The sequence below is a fragment of the Lactiplantibacillus xiangfangensis genome (assembly GCF_001438845.1).
GTDB classification, from domain to species: domain Bacteria; phylum Bacillota; class Bacilli; order Lactobacillales; family Lactobacillaceae; genus Lactiplantibacillus; species Lactiplantibacillus xiangfangensis.
Window position 1 is genome coordinate 17734 of record NZ_JQCL01000033.1, and the last position, 18457, is coordinate 36190.

Genomic DNA, 18457 nt, shown 5'->3' on the forward strand with positions numbered 1-18457 from the left:
TAACTCAGTGAAAACCATAATTGGTTTTCACTGAGTTATTTTTTTACGCTTGATCATCGTCAGTCTGTAAGGTTGGCAGCCAGTTTGCTAAAAAGCGATAACTAACGAGGGCGCCTAAGAATAGGGCCGCGGAACCTGCCGCCGCAAACGGTAGCGTTGCTTCCATCGTTGCCGGCAAAACTAGTGCCAGCAACGGAAAGGCGTACGCCGCTGGTAATTTAATTTTCAAAATTCCTAGCAGTAGGTAAACCAGCGGTAACGTGACTAAGGCAGCCAGTAACCAGCTGGCAATTAACCAATGCACCCCAACACCAAGACTAGCGGCGCCGGTCAGTGCAACCCACTGTCGAATTGCCATCTTATACGAATAATCAGTATTTTGAATGGCTTCAAATAACACCACGACCACTGGTGGGATCGCCGCCATTTGGGGCCGGCCTAATAGCCAGACGCCGACCACCCACAAGACAATTAGTGTCAGGAAGCCTAGCATCTGTAACGGTCGAATCGTATGATCTTTAGCTTTCATTCGGGGCTCACGTTGTAAGTAAACGCCAGCCATTAAGCTGAGCGTCCAAAAAAAGATGGCGACGATAAATGACCAGTGCGTCGCGTTAATAATAATTGGCAACAACCCGGTCGCAAAAGCTGGCGCTAGGTTCGACCGTAATACCTTCATCAGTAAGAGCATTAAGCCGACCCCAACCAATACTTTCACCGGGTAGTCCCACGGCAAACGGTTGATTAAAAAGCCAATCACCGCCGTTCCCGATGGCACTAAAAAGAGTTTGTAGGGTTTCTGAATCCAGGTCGGTTTCCGGTACACCCACGTCCCCGCAGTCAGGGCCCCAATTTCTGGCAAGATTAATTCTGAGTCGTTTAAAATAGTTGCAATGGCGACCATGGCTAAAATAAATAGTAATCCCATGGCATAACGACGTCGCATTTCTGTGTGGTTCAAAAGCAATATATTCCTTTCTTATATGAAATTAAATCTATTATAGTTATCATTAGCAAACGACTTGCATTGTAACATAGAATACTGGTGTTTCCAAAAGGTTCGCTTACTAACTAACATTAGTTGCACCCCTGGCAACGTTTTCAAAAGAAATCATTGACTAACAGCCCCCAAGGTGAAATTGATGTTAAGGACTATGACATCAATACTCAGACTAACGCAACTGGGACTACTTATTTGAATTGCAACAATCAGAAATAAAGTCTTAGAAAAACAGGTAATAAACGCCACTCATGCCGATAAAAATATAAATTAATTGTTTCACCGTCGCCATCGGTAATTTAGGCAAGATGCGTGCGGCAATCGCCGTTCCCGTGAAGGCGCCCACCATCCCAATCAAAATATACGGTGCCAATTGAACCGTCACAATCCCATTGATGATTCGCACGGTTGTAATGTAGAAAACGTCAACCAAAAAGAAGGCCTGTAAATTGCCGATATAGTCTTCCGTTGATTTTGCCAAGGACAAAAAGTATAACGCCATCAACGGGCCGCCAATCCCGAATAAGCCGTTGAAGAATCCTGAAACAACCATGAACATCCCCGCAACCCACCACGGATAGCGTTTGGTAGTTTCGCGGCGACTGAACGTAAAATACACCGCCAAACCCACAAGTAACCCACCGAGTAGTTTGCGTAGTAACTGAACGTCCAACGTCTGGCCTAAATGCACGGACCAGGCGGCAACGCTTGCGTAGACAATAAACGGGATGATGATTCGTTTAATGTGGATATGGTGCCGGTAACGCAAAGTCATCGTGACAACGCTCGCAAACATAATCAGCCCCGCAACGCCAGCACTCTGATTGATTGGTAACAGTTGGGGTAAAAAAATCATCATAATAATGGCCGCACCAAACCCCGTCAAGCCTTGAACTAAACCGGCTAACAGTGCCGGAAGTACCACAAGCAACCATGTCATTGATCCAACCATCCCTTCTAACGCCCGTTTTAGTGCCTACAAAAAAAGAACCGGTACTTATTCCAGTTCCTTGCTAACATTTTTAAATGTGAAATACTAAGACAAGTATCATGACTGAGACTAAGCCAATCACAACCGACAACGTCATTGAACGCGTCCGATACGCAACGAAGCCAACCAGAATTGCGGAAATAATCATTCCTAAATTACCGGTCGTCATGATGTGATACCGACTGTCGATAAAAACACTTTTGACAACTAGGGCCGTAAATAGCGAGACGGGCACAAACCGCATCCATTCGTTAAACCACTCCGGAATTGCGCGCTTCGTGAAAAACAAAAGCGGGAAAAACCGCGGGATAAAGGCCACAATCGCACAGAAAATAATTAATAAAAAATGATCCATACTGGTCATCGAACTAACTGATTGCATAAGAAAACCCCTCTACGCCTTACTCATCGGATTCTTCCATCGCGGACTGTCGCGTTGGATCGTGAACCTTATATAGTAAATGACTTTCTGGCTTATGTTCCATTAAGTAACGTTCAATGAAGTAGCCGGTCAACGATGCAATCAGCGTCGCTACCACTAACCCAAGCGTACTCTTCATCAGAACGAGGAAGAAAACTGTTAAGACACCGGATATTGCGGACACCAAAATGATTAAACGGCTCTTAGTTTGCATAATTGCCATATAAATAAACAGTGCCGTCAACGCAAAATCCACCACTTTTAGATTGATCGTCAACGCACTACCGATTAAGCTCCCGATAATGTTACTGATTGTCCAAAAAATAAGTGAGTAGTGTTCAACAAGCAACGCCTGTTTTGGCTTCCAATGCTTATCCGTCGCAAATTTCAAATAGTTCACCGCGTAATTTTCATCGTTCATTGAGAACGCAAACGTGAGAATAAATGGCAATGACTGTCCTTTTAAGTAGCGTGATAAGCTGGACCCTAACAGGGCGTAGCGTAATTCCAAGAAAAACATCATCAAAATAATTGTCGTCATCGGTGCGTTGATTGTTAACATCGATGCAATCAAAAATTGAGCACCACCGGAAAAGACCATCACTGAAATCAATGCCGTCAGTAAATGGTTGAACCCGGCCGCGTGTAAGAGGACCCCACAAGCCAATCCGATGGGAATATAGCTGAGTCCAAGTGGCATTACCGTCCGTAATACCATTAACCAATTTGGCTCGTTCTTTTTCACCAAGAATGCCTCCAGTACCATACCAGTAAAGAATTCAAGCAACATTATTGATGTCTATTTGTTTAGACATTCGGGTTTAATTTTAACATGTTTTTTATAGCAATCCTACCACCTAAAGTTAGATTGTTCGTTATTTCCTTAGTTGTAAGCGTTTATAATTGGCATTTCTCATTAATAATGCTTTCCCATAATCACTAAGTCGTTGGAACGACCGTTCAGTTCAGCAACAGCTGGTAAAAATCCCCACTGTTCATAGCCAAATTTCTTAAATAATTTAATACTTGGCAAATTACTTGAGAAAATATTGGCAATTACGGCGGTTAATCCGACTTTAGCTAATTGAATCGGCACCTGTTTTAAGACTTGACTTCCAAGTCCCTTCCCCTGGACACTGCGATCCAAGTAAATTGCAATTTCAGTTGTCTTAGCGTACGCGGCCCGACCGTAAAACGGTGAAAAGCTTAACCACCCAACAACCATCTCATCTAGTAGTACGACCCACATTGGATAGTGTTCAGGCGTATGTTCTAGGAACCATGCTCGGCGTTGGTCCACCGTCACGGGTTTTAAATCAGCAGTCACTTCATGGCTGGGAATTGTTTGATTATAAATATCGATAATGATTGGCAAATCAGACATCGTTGCCAACCGTAACGTCATGCTCATGACGACTCCTCCATTCTAATTGGTACTATCATTTTTATTATACATTTTTTTGGAAAGGGTTACATCAGTTTTTCATAGCTAACGCAATTTCCTAAATAAAAACGAGTGCCAACCACGTCGCACGTGTTCAACACTCGTTCTTAGTCATTGCCCGCCACAGTTTCAACGCACAACGTTAGTTTTTAGAACCAACTCTTGATTCCCCGCCACATGCGGACAAAAATGTTGGCTTTTTCAATTGAACTCTTTGGAGTTACGTTCAGCTTCAACGTACTGCTCTTCGTCCCGTTAACGACCGTAACTGGCTTCTTGCTCAAACTCAAGTTAGCCGTCCCGACCGTCTTACCGTTTTTAACTGGTGCCTGAATCTTGCCATCCGTAGTAGCGGCCTTCTTCAAGCTAACTTTCCCAGTAACGGCACTGGCATCCGTACCAGTTGGCAAATAGATCTTAGTTGCGGCATCATTGGAAACTAACTTAGTCGTCAACGCTTTACCATCCTGCACATCGGCAGTCTTAACACCCTTGATTGCACCTGACTTGGCAATCGTCGTCGTGGTGTAGTTGTGGAAGACGTACGACATAATTTGTGCCGTCTGCGTGAACCGTTCCGTTCCGTTGTCACTTGCAGAACCCGCGTGCAAGACGACCGTAATAATCCGGTTACCATTGCTGAACTTAACCGTTCCAGTAAAGGCGTTTCCAGCTTTAGTCGAAGTCCCAGTCTTTAAACCATCAACGGGTAAAGCGGAATAGTGCTTAACTAGCCCTTTTAACATGTAGTTCCGGTTGTCCATCTTAGTTTCAGAACTCGTTCCTTTTCCAAACCAAGCGTGGGCAATACTTGCCGTTTTCAAAACTTCAGGGTAATCCGTCAATAACTTCTTCGCTACCGTCGCGATATCTTGGGCTGACATCATGTTTTCGGTACTGCCAGCAACGTCGCTGTAACCAATATCACTGCCGACTTCTTTGTTGGTCAACCCACAGGCGTTAATAATCGTTGCGTCCGTGATGCCCCAAGACTTAGCCGTCTTCTTCATCATGTCGACAAATTTATGTGGTGACCCGGCAACGGCGTCCCCTAACGCCGTAACCGCTGCATTAGCAGAGTAAATTTCAGTCGCATTATATAATTGGCGTACTGAATACGTCTTGGTCGACAACAATGGGACGTTCGCATAAGTCTTGTTTTGACTCATTTTAGCAACGGCCTTGCTGACACTGATCTTTTGATTCCAAGACAATTTACCTTTGTGAATCGCCTGCAATATTAAGTATGTACTTAACATCTTAGTCATTGAAGCAATTGCCATTGGTTTCGTACTGTTTTTATCGTACAAAACTTGACCAGTCGATGCGTCAACCGCAATGGCCGCCTTTGCAGAAATTGACGGCGTGCTAGCCGCCTGCGCCTGAATATTGGCTCCCGCAATGCCTAATCCCGTGGTGCTAAATGTGACTGCCGCAACGAGGGCAATCATAACTTTCTTGAACTTTCCTGCAAATCTCATTTCTCAATTATCCCTTTCTTGGATGCTAAGTCTAAGTTTAAATAAATTGCTCGATGGAAACAAGCTAATTTGTCATTTCTTGCTTAGTTTTTGTTAACGGATGGTCATGATCGACTGGTAAGTGAATGACAAAGCTGGTCAGCTCATCATCACTTTGCGCGTAAATGTAACCACCGTGATGCTGAACGATGCTCTGCGCAATCGCCAACCCTAGTCCAGAACCCCCGGTTGCCTTGGAGCGTGATTCCTCGACCCGATAAAACCGTTCAAACAACCGGCCCAGTGCTTCGGCCGGAATCCGCTGGCCGTCGTTAGCGACGTGGATCACAACTTCCTGGTTACGCTGCTCAGCTTGTAAGATGATCCGCTTAGCACCCGTCCCGTATTTAAAGGCATTCGCAATTAAATTATTGAAAACTCGACCTAACTTTTCGGCATCCGCCTCCAAGTAGATCGGTTGGTCACCACTCTCGACTTCGACCGTCATGTTCTTCTTATTAGCTTCCAATTCAAAACTAGCCGCCAACTGTTCCAACATCGCGGTTAAATTCAACCGGTTGATGTTCAGTGGCGTTTCGGTCTGACGGACCTTCGTATATTCAAATAGGTCTTCAACCAGCGACTTCATCTGCGTCGCCTTCAAATATGCAATGTGCGCATACTTGACCAGATCTTCTTCCGACTGGTACTGCTTGTTCTCAATCAGGCCTAAGTAACCGATAATCGACGTCAACGGCGTTCGAATATCGTGGCTGACGTTGGTAATCAGCGCATCTTTTGAGCGCTCAATTTCTCGTTCTTCGTCCATTGAATGGATGGCCGAATCGACAAGCGCATTAACACTTTCAACGACCCGTTGCGTATCACCAGTCAGGCTAAAATCAATCCGGTGGTCAAAATGGCCCGCCGCAATGTAGTGCAGCTCGCTAATGATGTGCCGTAGTTGCATCTGTTTATAACGCCGAATCAGGCGCCAATACAAAACAAAGCCGTCCGCAATCAACATCAGAACAATGAAGAGGTTCTCATAGCTCCATAGTTGGTAATTCGCCGGTCCCAGTTTGATTGAGCGTTTAATTTGAAAGATCCCGCTTTGAAGACCTGGATTATGCGCAATGGCACTGTTGATCAGTACAACGATCGACAAGTTTAAAAGGAGTAGCAGAATAACTGTGACTACTCCTTCAAAAAATAATTCACTTTTTTCGCGTCCTGTTAATTTCAAAAGCTGACCTCACTGTTAGCGTGATTCAATCTTATAACCGACGCCCCAAACGGTTTGGATAACCTTTTCGCCGTCAGTTGCTTCTTCGATCTTATCGCGCAAATGGCTCACGTGCACCATGACCGTCTTGGCAGACACGATACTTTCCTGTTGCCAAACTCGTTCAAAAATATCATCCGCAGAAAAGACCCGGTTCGGATGACTCGCCAGTAAGTATAAAATTCCAAATTCCAGCGCCGTTAATTGAATATCTTTGCCCGTCAACGTCTTCACTTCATGGGAATCTTTGTTGATGGTCAACGGTCCAATATCCAAGACATCCGGTTCGGTGGTCGTTACGTTATTTTCTGAACGCCGTAATAGTGATTTGACCCGCGCCATAATTTCTAGCGGATTAAATGGCTTCGTCACGTAATCGTCGGCACCAGTAATTAAGCCTTGAATCTTATCCATGTCGCCCGTTTTAGCTGATAACACTAAGATTGGTAACTGTGAATCTTTCCGCACTTCTTTGATTACTTGAATCCCGTCCATTTCGGGCATCATAATATCCAAGATCATCAATGCGATATCCGGATTCGTATTCAATTTAGTTAACGCTTCGCGCCCGTTATAGGCACTGATTGGTTCGTAACCTTCATTTTTGATGTAAATTTCTAATAGTTGCGCAATTTCTTTGTCATCATCGACTACTAAAATTTTCATAATATTTCTCCTTAAATCATTCTGGTTTCATTCTATCAAAAAGTTAACTCAACTTAACACTTCACGTGCCTTTTTAGGGAAAGCTTAAAATCCCATTACCATTTAATCAATTTACTTTTCCGCTCCAGCGGTCAGAACCAGTGTGCTGTGGGGGGACAGCGCCAGCCACAATGCGGTCTGGCACCTCAGTTCAAAGCCGATAGCCCACGTCTTTGAACTGCCCCGCAATATCAGTCGGCTAAGAACCACCGTCTGATATTGCCGACACTGCACACTAATTCTGCCGCCTCCGCTAAATTACATTTTTTTGGCATTGTTGATCCAAATTCATTAAATAATCGGAGGCTGCCGCTGATAGCATCGGTCGTGAAGGTGGTGGAAGGCCGGTGCATTTCTGGTCTTCCATCACGGACGGTCCAGGGCAGTTGCGTTTTTGGCGACTGCCCTGGGCGAAGGTTAAGACCGCTCCTCAGGCTTAACCTGGTCCCACGACCGCATGTTATCAGCGGCAACCGGACTAGGTCATACGTGACTGCCTATCAGTAGTTTTGGTACTGGTACGCCCTTCTACTTCGAACTAATAACTTAATCATACCGCACTCGCTCAGCGAAAACCCGTTTAACCCGACAAAAAGCGAACGAGTGGTGTCCGTTCGCCTATACTGAGACCGTGCTTGTTAACCGTATTTTAGCACGCGCTTTTCAATTTTAATATCTAAATGGTGTGTCCACTAAAAAAGGCCGAAACGAAAATCGTTTCAGCCTTTTGATTTAACTTTGACTAGCCGTTAACTGAGTAGTTAGGGGCATTTTTCGTAATTTGAATTTCATGTGGATGTGATTCACGTAAGCCCGCACCAGAAATCTCAACAAACTGTGCGTTATCGATCAGCGCATCGATATCCTTAGCACCAACGTAACCCATCCCTGAGCGTAACCCACCAAGCATTTGGAAGATAATGTCATCGACGCTACCCTTGAATGGGACGCGACCTTCAACACCTTCAGGAACTAACTTGTTAGCTTCGTTAACGCCACCTTGGAAGTAACGGTCAGAAGAGCCGTGCGCTTGTGACATGGCACCAACGGAACCCATTCCACGGTAGAACTTGTATTGGCGACCATCGTCAAAGACGACTTCACCAGGTGCTTCAGTGGTTCCGGCTAACATGCTCCCTAACATAACGGCGTTACCACCGGCTGCTAAGGCCTTCACGATATCACCAGAGTACTTGATCCCACCATCGGCGATGATTGGCTTGCCATATTCGCGTGCAACACTAGCAGCGTCGTAAATGGCTGTCAATTGAGGTACCCCAACACCGGCAACGATCCGGGTCGTACAAATTGAACCAGGACCAATGCCGACTTTAACGACATCAACGCCGGCATCAAATAATGCCCGGGTGCCTTCAGCGGTTGCAACGTTCCCAGCAATCAACGTTTGCGTTGGGAAGTGCTTGCGAATTTCTTTGATCTTACGTAACACGCCAGCAGAGTGGCCATGCGCCGTATCGATCACGATGGCATCAACACCGGCTGTAAATAACGCTTCAGCCCGTTCGAAAGTATCACTAGTCACCCCAACGGCAGCGACAGCCAATAAGTGGTTGTTCGCATCAACGGCAGCGTGTGGGTGTTGGTCATCTTTTTCAACGGCCTTAACTTTCGCCACTTCACCGGCCTGTGCTTCAATGCTTAAGTTTTTATGGATAACAGCTAAGCCACCTTGGTTAGCCATAGCGATTCCCATAGCGGATTCAGAAACGGTATCCATCCCCGCACTCAAAATTGGAATATTCAGTTGCAAATTATCCGCAAGTTTGACACCCAAGTTGACTTCATTCGGCAAAACATGACTTTCAGCCGGAATTAATAGTACATCATCGAACGTGTAACCTTTTTTCCCAAACTTTGTATCCCAATTAGACATTGAACGTTAGCTCCTTATGATTTTATTTTATCTGTAAAGGTAACAAAACATCAGGGCAAATGCAAGCGACACGCAAGAATTTCAGAAAATTCTTATTTTACAAAGTCCCGTAATTTGACGCTTTACAGTTAAATATTAACTAGACCTTTACAAAAAAGAACCCGGAATTTTCCGAGTTCTGCAGACAGCCTAAAACAGGCTAGTTGTAATCTTGTAACGACGTTTTAGCCACATCCGGACGAAGAACACTACAACTGCAATCGCTAAGTAGGCGATTCCTGGTAAAATTGGGTTCCATGGTCCTTTAATGTATGAGACCGTCGCAAAGACAAACATCCATACGACAACGGCTAAAACTGACCAACCAATTTTCTTCCATAGCGAAACTTTTGGTTGTCCTTTAACTGGTACGAGGTATTGGAACAACTTCGTTACCCCAAGACCCCCAACAACAGAAGTCAATAATATGGCCGTAACGCCCATCGCTCCTTGAGAGCTCTTTGGCGTATCTGAACCGATTAAGCCCATGATTCCGTACATCAAGCAGAAAATCATGAATAACATCAGTCCACTATCTAACGAAGAAATCCAATAGTTAGCTTGTTGTTGTTCAACCGGCGTCTTCTTCGGATCAACGATCTCTTGTGTCCGTTCTTGAACGGTCCCGTAGAGTTGGCGCGCAGTGGTCCCGCGACCTTGTTCCGTTAATAACGTATTCGTCATTTCATCAAGGACGGCTTTTTTCTTTTCACCGCTCAACTTAGTATCATTTAACGATTTACGCATCTGCCGCATGTACTCGGCATTCCGTTTCGTTAATTCCGTTGCTTCTTGGATTGGCCGTTCAGCAGCTTTGATCTGCTTAGCGCCAGCCGCCGCATTTCGGGGTGTTTTTGAAGTTTCACTTTCACTCACGAGTATGTTCTCCTTTCGGCTTAAACGTTGAAGCGGAATTCAACAATGTCACCATCTTGCATGACATAGTCTTTACCTTCCAACCGTAACTTCCCATTTTCTTTAACTTTAGCTTCTGACCCAGCTTCATCCAGGGCATCGTAAGACATTGCTTCGGCACGAATAAACCCACGTTCAAAGTCTGAGTGAATAATTCCGGCAGCTTGAGGCGCCTTAGTTCCGCGTTTAAAGGTCCACGCACGGGTTTCCTTGCCACCAGCCGTGAAGAAGGTTTCTAGGCCTAAGAGCTTGTAAGAAGCCCGAATCAGCTTATTCAAGCCAGGTTCTTCAACGCCCTCAGCAGCTAAGAAGTCCGCCTTATCATCGTCATCCAATTCAGCGATTTCTTCTTCAGTTTCAGCGGCGACCCCAATTGCCTGGGCACCTTCCTGTTTAGCGTAGTCTTCAACGATCTTGTAGTACTTAGAACCTTCTGGATCAGCCATGTCGTCTTCCGCAATGTTAGCCACGTATAAGACGGGCTTTGAGGTCAATAAGAACAGACCGCGAACAATTGGTTGTTCATCTTCAGTGAATTCCAAAGAACGAACGGGTTTGCCCGCTTCCAAAGCTGGCTTGATCTTTTCAAGAACGGCTAATTCGGCCTTAGCTTCCTTGTCGCTCCCCTTAGCCGCACGTTGAACCTTTGTAAAACGCTTGTCAACGGCTTCCAGGTCAGCCAAACTAAGTTCCAAGTTAATCGTTTCAATATCGTCTTGAGGGTCAACCTTCCCAGTAACGTGGGTAATGTTGTCGTCATCAAAAGCACGAACCACGTGCACGATGGCGTCAACTTGACGGATGTTTTCAAGGAACTTGTTACCAAGTCCTTCACCCTTGCTGGCACCCTTAACGATTCCGGCGATATCGGTAAATTCAAAGGTCGTAGGAACGACCTTCTTGGCGGGAATAAGTTCTTGGATTCGGTCTAATCGTTTGTCGGGAACTTCAACCATCCCCACGTTTGGATCGATCGTCGCAAATGGATAGTTGGCCATTTCGGCCCCCGCCTTTGTAATTGCGTTAAACAATGTGGATTTACCAACGTTTGGTAACCCAACGATACCTGCTGTAAGTGCCATATCGGTTATTCACTCTTCCTTTTAAATAATTAAGCTTGATTGGCTTTCTTTTCCAAAACCTTTTTTAACTTTTTATTGAATTCACGGCGCGGCATCATGACCACGTGACCGCATCCGGTACATTTGATCTTAATGTCGGCACCCATTCGCGTGATTTCCCAGCGATTCACACCACATGGATGGGCTTTCTTCATTTCGACAATATCACCTAAATCATACATGCGCAACGCCCCTTTATAAATAAATTAATTTAAATCAATGTGCAGAATTTCTAAAATCCGCGTCAGGTCGTCATTCGACAAGTACGGAATCTCGATTTTCCCTTGATCCTTTTTATTTGCCTTGGCTTGAATTGAAACGGCCGTCCCAAACTTTTCCTGGAGTTGTTCTTCACTCGCCCGAATATAAGGGGACTTTTTAACGGCCGGTTTCTTGACCGCTTTTTTCGTATCACCATTATACTGTGCCACGATTTGTTCCAATTGCCGGACGGTCAAATTATCTTTAACCGCTCGTTTCGCTAGTGGCGCTAACTTAGCTTTGTCTTTCAACGACAGTAACGTCCGGGCCTGCCCCATCGATAACTGCCCCTTTTGAATCATCTGCTTAACGCTCGTTGGTAACCCCAACAACCGTAAGTAGTTCGCAATGTATGGTCGACTCTTACCTAAGCGCTTGGAAACTTCCGCCTGCGTTAACTTCAACTTTTTCATTAAAGAATCGTACGCTTCGGCTTCTTCTAACGGAGTTAAGTCTTCGCGTTGCAAGTTTTCCAACACGGCGACTTCCATCATTTGTTCTTCGGTGACGTCCCGCACAATGGCTGGAATCGTCGTCTGACCAGCGAGCTTAGACGCCCGGAAACGTCGTTCACCAGCAATGATTTCGTACTTCTTAACTTCTACATCAGGCTGACGCACAATGATTGGTTGAAAGACACCGGATTTCTTAATGGAACTAGCCAGTTCTTTTAACGCCGCTTGGTCAAACTTTTGGCGTGGTTGGTACGGGTTGGCATGGATGTCCGTTAAATTCAGATCAACGACGGCTTCTTCACTAGTCGGTTCATCAACATCGGCAAACAGGGCCCCGATTCCGCGACCGAGTGCTTTGTTTTGATCCTTATCTTTACTTGCCATGGGCGGCCAACACTTCCTTTGCTAATGCTAAGTAAACTTGCGCACCTTTTGAACGAATATCGTAATCAACGATTGAAAGGCCATGACTTGGCGCTTCCGACAAACGAACGTTCCGTGGAATAATCGTCTTATAAACGGCGTCCTTGAAGTACTTTCGAACTTCTTCATTAACTTGCGCACCCAGGTTCGTCCGGGCATCGTACATCGTTAACAATACGCCTTCAATTCTTAGTTGCTTATTAAAATGCTTCTGCACTAATTTGACCGTATTCAGTAACTGACTTAGCCCTTCCAAAGCGTAGTACTCACTTTGAACCGGAATCAAAATCGAATCACAGGCGGTAAACGCATTAATCGTCAATAAACCAAGCGAAGGGGGACAGTCGATCAAAATAAAGTCATAATCGCCCTTCACGTCATCGATGGCATCCCGCAACCGGGTTTCACGCGCCATCATCGGTGTTAATTCGATTTCGGCCCCTGATAACTGAATCGTGGCCGGCACAATGTCTAAGCCCTTATGACTCGTTGGGATAATCGTCTCTTTAATGGGAACGTCGTTGATCAGTACGTCATAAATTTCATTTTCGATTGCTGATTTTTGGATGCCCAAGCCACTAGTTGCGTTTCCTTGCGCATCGGTATCGATCAACAATACTTTTTGGCCTAATTCCACGAGACTAGCACCTAAATTAATGCTGGTCGTGGTCTTGCCAACGCCACCCTTTTGGTTAGCGAGTGCAATTACGGTTCCCATAACTACTTACCACCCCTTGGTTGATTTTTTGGAATTTCGATCGTGATTCGGTAGCCGTCTTCCGTATTTTCTTCATGCGTTTTGACGGGCATCCCGGCATCGGTCACCATTTTAATAGATTTTTTTATCGTATTCACAGCGATCCGGGTGTCGCCAGTCAGCCCCCGGGCGCGTTTTTTCTTCGGCTTAGGCGGTGTTTGCAGTTTTGCGACTAACTGTTCCGTTTCCTTGACCGTTAGTTGGTCAGCCAACACTTGTTTCAAAATCACGATTTGTTGGTCAATCGTCAAATGTAACAACGCCCGACCGTGACGCTCACTGATTTTGCGTTCCAGCAACGCTTGTTGGACTGGACGGGCCAGCTTTAACAGTCGCAGTTTGTTCGCAACAAACGACTGACTCTTCCCCAACTCCTTGGCCAAAGCGGATTGTGTCAACGTATTTAGCTTCATCAGCTCTTGATACGCCGTTGCTTCTTCAATGACCGTTAAATCTTGACGTTGTAAATTTTCAATCAACGCCATCGACGCCGTTTCACCGTCATCCATCTTCTGAATAATGGCGGGCACGTCCGCCCAATGCAACGATGTGACTGCCCGAAAGCGCCGTTCACCGGCGATAATTTCATACTTTTTAGGTTCATACTCCCGCAACACAATTGGCTGTAACAACCCGTGTTCGGCAATCGTTGCGGCTAACTCTGCAATTCCACCTTCGTCAAAGATCTGACGTGGCTGGAACCGGTTAGGAATAATGGCGGTTACCGGAATGCGCACAATTTGCTGAGTCGTATTTTGCGCCTCAACTTCCTTATGTTTATCACGATTAGAACCAAACAAAGAAAATGCCATGTCATTACCTCCCCAACCTATGCCTTAGCCGTTAGCGGTTGTTTTGCCGGCGTTCCCGGTTTGCGCGGATAGCGCTTTGGCGATGGCTGTTTTTTATCGATGACGATAATATGCCGTGGGTCGCCTGTTTCAGGCAACTTAAACGCTTCATCCTCGGTGATTTTACCACCTAAGACTTTGACAGCGTACTCGCCCTCAGCCGTTTCCGTCCTTGCATTAGCCGCCTTTAAAGCCACCATCTGGCCGCCAACTTTAACTAATGGCAAACATAATTCGCTTAAAACGGACAACCGGGCCACTGCACGCGCCGTGACCACGTCATACGCTTCACGATGAGCTGACTTCTTACCCGCAAAGGTTTCTGCGCGATCGTGGAACAATTGCACGTCAGTCAACCCTAGCTGGTCCACTAACTGTTGCAAGAAATTGATTCGCTTATTGAGGGAATCCACAATCGTCACTTGTAACTGTGGAAAGACGATCTTCAGTGGAATTGACGGAAAACCGGCACCCGCCCCTACGTCACAAATCGTTAATGGTTGTTCCCGTAGTGCTGGCACGTAGAATGCCGGCGTAATTGAGTCATAGAAATGTTTGAGATAAACTTCTGGCTCGGCAGTAATGGTCGTTAAGTTAAACTGCCGGTTGGTCTCAATCAGTAGTTTGAAATACGTCGCAAACTGGGCCATCTGCTGGGTCGTCAGGTCAATCCCATGACTCACCAACGCCCGTTTAAATTCTTCTGGATTCATATCAAAAAGCTCCTTAATTAAGGTCGCATTTACCTTACACTTGTGAAACAACTTGAATGTTTCACGTCACCTCATAACTTTAACGTAAATGCGGGTTAAAATCAATGCACGAGCCTGATTGCTTACCAACGCCAACCCCTTGAAAGGCCTAGGTTTATCGTCCCCTTAGACGATTCATTTTGATTGGAATTTTTTCGAATACAATGAGACTAAAAAAAGCTCCGAACAAACTGTCCGAAGCCTCATTATCATTATTATAATTAATTCCTACCAAACAAAGAGGCCAACGACCCCAGCTGATAAGAGTGAAACCAAGATCCCAGAAAGAAGCATGTAACCAACGTTCCGTGAGATCAAGTCGTTCTTTTCACGGTCAACGATCCCCTTAAAGGCACCAATGATCATCCCAATCGTCGAGAAGTTCGCGAAGGATGTCAAGAAGACCGTCAAGACGGCGCGGAAATGCGGCGTAAAGGTGTTAACCTTACTGGAGACTTCCCCCATGACAACAAATTCGTTAGTAACTAACTTCGTCCCCATGAACGATGCCATTTGGAAAGCCTCGTGTGGGTTGAAGCCAAGCAACCAAGCAAATGGGAACATAATAATCCCAAACAGGTTTTCTAGTGAAAGGTTTGGATTGATCAAACCTAATAATTTATCAATTAATTTAGCCAAGGCAACGAAGGCGATAACGTTCGCTGCGATAATCAAGATCAAGCGCCCGGCGCCTAAAATTGAATCACCTAAGAAAGAGAAGAATGGTTCGCGGGCTGGTTTAGCTTGCTTAACTTGTTCGCTAGCTAAATCTTCTGAGCCACTTTCAGTGGTGTCAGTCGTTTCTTCAACGGCTGAGCTACCGGAAATTTTAGCAATTGTATCTTCTTCCGGTTTCACTTCAACGGGGTTCAGAATTGCCGCAATGATTGCTGCGTTTAAGACGTTCATTGGGACCGCGGTCAAGATAAATTGACCAGGCATCATTTTGATGTAAGCCCCTAAGATTGACGCCGTCACACAACTCATCGACATCATCGCAATCGTTAAGTTACGTTGCGCCTTCATTTGCTTCAATTGTAACTGTGAAACGGCTAAGGCTTCAGTGTTACCTAAGAACATCATTTCGACAACGAAGAACGATTCAAACTTAGGTTGGCCCGTAATGTAAGCTAACCCACGGCCAACCCATTTAATGATCCATGGTAATACGCCGATATAAGTTAAAATATCGAATAATGGCACAATCAATAAGATTGGTAATAACGAACTCGTTACAAAGTCCATCTGTTTAACATTAACCCAGCTGGCCAACGCAAACGAGATTCCTTCATACGAAACGTTAACGAGCCAAGTGAATCCGTCGGCGGCAGCCTTAACTGCGTCGACCCCAACTTGTGAACCCGTCAAGAACCATGCTAACAAGACTTCTAGTACCAACATGATACCAACTGAGCGCCAATGAATAGCGTGCTTTTGCTTGGAGAATAAGTAGGCAATCGCAATGAATACCACGATCCCAATAATATTAACTACCAAGTTAAAGATCATGTGAATAATCCCTCTTCCCTAAATAAGTGATAAAACAAAAAGTTTACAAAAAAACTACCTTTACTAATTTACCATGTTCAGGAAAGTTGTGGTAGGCATTTTTAAAGAAATTATTAAGAACCGGATTAGACCGTCCCAATCAGCGGAGTGGCGCTATCCAAAGTTTAAATTGATTTCCGTAGTTTAGTGGAAAAATCACTGCTTGCTTAGCCACTCCGTCGGGGAGAACCGGTGTGCTGTGAGGGCTGGTCCCAGCCAAAGTTCGGTCTGCTCCCTCGCTTCAAAGCCGATACCCCACGTCTTTGAAGCGCCCCGCAAGATTAGCCGGCTGAGAACCACCGCCTAATCTTGCCGACACTGCACCCAATTCTCCCCGACGTCACTCAATCTAAGTTTCCTATATGTTCATCCCGGGAAAATTATCTCCCAAAAAATAATCACAACCCACTAATCAAAATAGACGATAACCACTAGCACTCATACAACAAAAAAGTTAAACCATGTGCGCCACTTTTAAGAAGCTAGAAATCATCTGCTTTTTTCATGCTTGACCACTACCTGGCCAATCTAAGTCAATATCCACGACAAAGCTATGTTCAGCGCAGGCGGGCGGTATCGGTATGCTGTGCCGGCAATATTGGCCAGGGCTTGGCCGATATTGCGGGGCGAATCAGAGACGTGGGTTATCGGCTCTGATTTGAGGGACCAGACCGCACTTCGGCTGGGGCCCGTCCCCCACAGCACGCCGAAGCGACTACACGACGTTTCAAGCCAAAATAAGAAAGGCCGTCACCACCGAAGTGATCACGACCATTATTGATAAAGAACCCGGTAACCAAAATACCGGGCGCCCCTGCCAAGGAAGTTCATTATACAACGTTTACCAACTTTGCGAACCAATTAGTTGACCCTGAAAGCAAACGGCGTTAAGCTACTGACAATTAATGAAAGGGGGTGATGCTTTTTGAGTACCATATCTAATCTTAAAGCATCAGTCTCTGCCCTGTTCGGAGCACAAGACTGATACCTTTAAGGAGACCCGGCCAAATCTTTGGTCGGGTCTTTTGCGTCTCATGCGACCTTCCCCCTAGATTGAACAAATTTCGTCATCTTTAAGCAACCGAGCCTTGGTGTTCAGCCGTAAAACCACGATTGATGGTTGCAACTTCAACGGGACTAAGCTAAGTTAAAAGGGAACGTTCTACGGAAAGATGAGTTATAACTTTATGAAAGAAACGACAAAACAAGTACTAGTTGGTACGGCCTGGTTGATAACTTTATTAGCTGTGATTGGTGGCACGATGCTCTGGCAGCACCAGGTGCGCAAGCCACGTCACAACGTTGATAGTATTACGGTGACATCTACAGAACGGGTTCCCGTTCTGTTATTACTAGATACCTCACTGGACGCTGAACAGCAACGTCAATTAATCGCCACGATGCAACGTAATAATGGTTCGCAACCGGTGACGACCGTCCAGATTTCTACAAATGGCAAAATTAAATTTGATGGGCCGATTCGAACCAGTGATAACCGGCCCTACTTCAAGCTGGTGCTATCTAAGGGGCTAACTGCCACTAAAAAGTCACAGTTAATCAAGGAAACCATCATTGCCGCTAAGGAAAATTACCATTTTGATAAGTACAACCTCGTTTGTTATGGCGACGGGGGACTCGTTGCAACCCACTACTTAGAACATACCGATCCTAGTTTGGCACCGGCGCACTTAATTACCATTGCAACGGCGTTTAACGGGACGGATCAGCGCTATAACTCTCAAAAAACTAACCCGGTTGAGCATAACCAACGAACCGCCAACTTGACGCAATTAATTAAAAAACGCAAAGCACTTAATCCCAAAACAAAGGTTTTACTAATTGCCGGTAACGCCAAAGGCCACCGCAATGGGGACGGCGTCGTGCCAATCCAAAGCGCCCTGGCCGGACAAAGCATTTTCCAACCTGTCATTAAAAATTACCAACAGACAGTCATTCACAGTTGGCATGCTAGTCATACTCACATTTTAGAAAGCTGGAAACTTGGTAACGCGATTCAAGATTTTATTGATTAGCCGCCAGTTTCCAATATCAATGACAAAACTCAAAAAGCCAATCAGAAAAAGGCGCGGCTCCGTGTCAAGTAGACAATCAAATAATTAAAATTGTTTAGGCAA

The 18457-nt window shown here is 45.4% G+C and carries 18 protein-coding genes; 1 reads left to right on the plus strand and 17 read right to left on the minus strand.

Going from position 1 to position 18457, the window contains the following annotated elements; all coding sequences use genetic code 11:
• Positions 1-43 precede the first annotated feature (43 nt).
• The 17 genes from IV64_RS03050 to IV64_RS03130 form a co-directional block, all read right to left on the minus strand.
• Complete coding sequence (locus IV64_RS03050; RefSeq protein WP_057705718.1) at positions 44-946, minus strand: HPP family protein; 903 nt, start codon at positions 944-946, stop codon at positions 44-46.
• 277 nt (positions 947-1223) lie between these two features.
• On the minus strand, positions 1224-1940 hold the full coding sequence (locus tag IV64_RS03055) for a sulfite exporter TauE/SafE family protein (protein ID WP_057705702.1): 717 nt from the start codon (positions 1938-1940) through the stop codon (positions 1224-1226).
• 82 nt (positions 1941-2022) lie between these two features.
• A complete protein-coding gene (locus IV64_RS03060) occupies positions 2023-2373 on the minus strand; it encodes an AzlD domain-containing protein (RefSeq protein ID WP_057705703.1) in 351 nt (116 codons plus the stop codon).
• A 19-nt stretch (positions 2374-2392) separates the two neighbouring features.
• Complete coding sequence (locus IV64_RS03065) at positions 2393-3178, minus strand: AzlC family ABC transporter permease (RefSeq protein WP_057705719.1); 786 nt, start codon at positions 3176-3178, stop codon at positions 2393-2395.
• Between the two features lie 150 nt (positions 3179-3328).
• Positions 3329-3823 carry a GNAT family N-acetyltransferase gene (locus IV64_RS03070; RefSeq protein ID WP_057705704.1) on the minus strand — a complete coding sequence of 165 codons (495 nt, stop codon included), beginning with the start codon at positions 3821-3823 and terminating at the stop codon, positions 3329-3331.
• A 182-nt stretch (positions 3824-4005) separates the two neighbouring features.
• Positions 4006-5337 carry a serine hydrolase gene (locus tag IV64_RS03075; protein ID WP_057705705.1) on the minus strand — a complete coding sequence of 444 codons (1332 nt, stop codon included), beginning with the start codon at positions 5335-5337 and terminating at the stop codon, positions 4006-4008.
• Positions 5338-5401: 64 nt separating this feature from the next.
• Positions 5402-6562 carry a sensor histidine kinase gene (locus IV64_RS03080; protein ID WP_057705706.1) on the minus strand — a complete coding sequence of 387 codons (1161 nt, stop codon included), beginning with the start codon at positions 6560-6562 and terminating at the stop codon, positions 5402-5404.
• 15 nt (positions 6563-6577) lie between these two features.
• On the minus strand, positions 6578-7267 hold the full coding sequence (gene croR, locus IV64_RS03085) for a response regulator transcription factor CroR (protein WP_057705707.1): 690 nt from the start codon (positions 7265-7267) through the stop codon (positions 6578-6580).
• Positions 7268-8048: 781 nt separating this feature from the next.
• Positions 8049-9200: an IMP dehydrogenase gene (gene guaB / locus IV64_RS03090; protein ID WP_057705708.1), complete on the minus strand. Its 1152-nt coding sequence runs from the start codon at positions 9198-9200 to the stop codon at positions 8049-8051.
• Positions 9201-9389: 189 nt separating this feature from the next.
• A complete protein-coding gene (locus IV64_RS03095) occupies positions 9390-10115 on the minus strand; it encodes a DUF1129 domain-containing protein (RefSeq protein WP_057705709.1) in 726 nt (241 codons plus the stop codon).
• A gap of 20 nt (positions 10116-10135) precedes the next feature.
• Positions 10136-11236, minus strand: coding sequence for a redox-regulated ATPase YchF (gene ychF / locus IV64_RS03100; RefSeq protein WP_057705710.1), 1101 nt, complete (start codon positions 11234-11236; stop codon positions 10136-10138).
• Positions 11237-11265: 29 nt separating this feature from the next.
• Entirely contained in the window at positions 11266-11457 is a 192-nt protein-coding gene (locus tag IV64_RS03105; RefSeq protein WP_057705711.1) for a DUF951 domain-containing protein, read from the minus strand.
• A gap of 24 nt (positions 11458-11481) precedes the next feature.
• The gene (locus IV64_RS03110; RefSeq protein ID WP_057705712.1) at positions 11482-12375 is read right to left on the minus strand and encodes a ParB/RepB/Spo0J family partition protein; all 894 of its coding nucleotides are present in this window, start codon (positions 12373-12375) and stop codon (positions 11482-11484) included.
• Positions 12365-13132, minus strand: a complete 768-nt coding sequence (locus tag IV64_RS03115) for a ParA family protein (protein WP_057705713.1) — start codon at positions 13130-13132, stop codon at positions 12365-12367. Before IV64_RS03115 ends, IV64_RS03110 begins: the two co-directional genes overlap by 11 nt.
• A 2-nt stretch (positions 13133-13134) precedes the next feature.
• Positions 13135-13983: a nucleoid occlusion protein gene (gene noc, locus IV64_RS03120; protein ID WP_057705714.1), complete on the minus strand. Its 849-nt coding sequence runs from the start codon at positions 13981-13983 to the stop codon at positions 13135-13137.
• Positions 13984-14000: 17 nt separating this feature from the next.
• Positions 14001-14735: a 16S rRNA (guanine(527)-N(7))-methyltransferase RsmG gene (gene rsmG / locus IV64_RS03125; protein ID WP_057705715.1), complete on the minus strand. Its 735-nt coding sequence runs from the start codon at positions 14733-14735 to the stop codon at positions 14001-14003.
• Between the two features lie 267 nt (positions 14736-15002).
• Positions 15003-16283 (minus strand): NupC/NupG family nucleoside CNT transporter, encoded by a 1281-nt coding sequence (locus IV64_RS03130; RefSeq protein WP_057705716.1) that lies wholly within the window; start codon positions 16281-16283, stop codon positions 15003-15005.
• A 1226-nt stretch (positions 16284-17509) separates the two neighbouring features.
• On the opposite strand from IV64_RS03130, the gene IV64_RS03135 reads away from it, so the two are divergent.
• Positions 17510-18355: an alpha/beta hydrolase gene (locus IV64_RS03135; RefSeq protein WP_057705717.1), complete on the plus strand. Its 846-nt coding sequence runs from the start codon at positions 17510-17512 to the stop codon at positions 18353-18355.
• The last annotated feature ends 102 nt before the right edge of the window (positions 18356-18457 follow it).

Bases quoted from the DNA above. Each gene is read 5' to 3' on its own strand.
- ychF (WP_057705710.1), bottom strand. From the start codon at position 11,236: ATGGCACTTACAGCAGGTATCGTTGGGTTACCAAACGTTGGTAAATCC.
- rsmG (WP_057705715.1), bottom strand. From the start codon at position 14,735: ATGAATCCAGAAGAATTTAAACGGGCGTTGGTGAGTCATGGGATTGAC.
- IV64_RS03050 (WP_057705718.1), bottom strand. From the start codon at position 946: ATGCGACGTCGTTATGCCATGGGATTACTATTTATTTTAGCCATGGTC.
- IV64_RS03110 (WP_057705712.1), bottom strand. From the start codon at position 12,375: ATGGCAAGTAAAGATAAGGATCAAAACAAAGCACTCGGTCGCGGAATC.
- noc (WP_057705714.1), bottom strand. From the start codon at position 13,983: ATGGCATTTTCTTTGTTTGGTTCTAATCGTGATAAACATAAGGAAGTT.
- IV64_RS03105 (WP_057705711.1), bottom strand. From the start codon at position 11,457: ATGTATGATTTAGGTGATATTGTCGAAATGAAGAAAGCCCATCCATGT.
- IV64_RS03060 (WP_057705703.1), bottom strand. From the start codon at position 2,373: ATGCAATCAGTTAGTTCGATGACCAGTATGGATCATTTTTTATTAATT.
- IV64_RS03130 (WP_057705716.1), bottom strand. From the start codon at position 16,283: ATGATCTTTAACTTGGTAGTTAATATTATTGGGATCGTGGTATTCATT.
- IV64_RS03070 (WP_057705704.1), bottom strand. From the start codon at position 3,823: ATGAGCATGACGTTACGGTTGGCAACGATGTCTGATTTGCCAATCATT.
- IV64_RS03075 (WP_057705705.1), bottom strand. From the start codon at position 5,337: ATGAGATTTGCAGGAAAGTTCAAGAAAGTTATGATTGCCCTCGTTGCG.
- IV64_RS03135 (WP_057705717.1), top strand. From the start codon at position 17,510: ATGAAAGAAACGACAAAACAAGTACTAGTTGGTACGGCCTGGTTGATA.
- guaB (WP_057705708.1), bottom strand. From the start codon at position 9,200: ATGTCTAATTGGGATACAAAGTTTGGGAAAAAAGGTTACACGTTCGAT.
- croR (WP_057705707.1), bottom strand. From the start codon at position 7,267: ATGAAAATTTTAGTAGTCGATGATGACAAAGAAATTGCGCAACTATTA.
- IV64_RS03055 (WP_057705702.1), bottom strand. From the start codon at position 1,940: ATGACATGGTTGCTTGTGGTACTTCCGGCACTGTTAGCCGGTTTAGTT.
- IV64_RS03065 (WP_057705719.1), bottom strand. From the start codon at position 3,178: ATGGTACTGGAGGCATTCTTGGTGAAAAAGAACGAGCCAAATTGGTTA.
- IV64_RS03115 (WP_057705713.1), bottom strand. From the start codon at position 13,132: ATGGGAACCGTAATTGCACTCGCTAACCAAAAGGGTGGCGTTGGCAAG.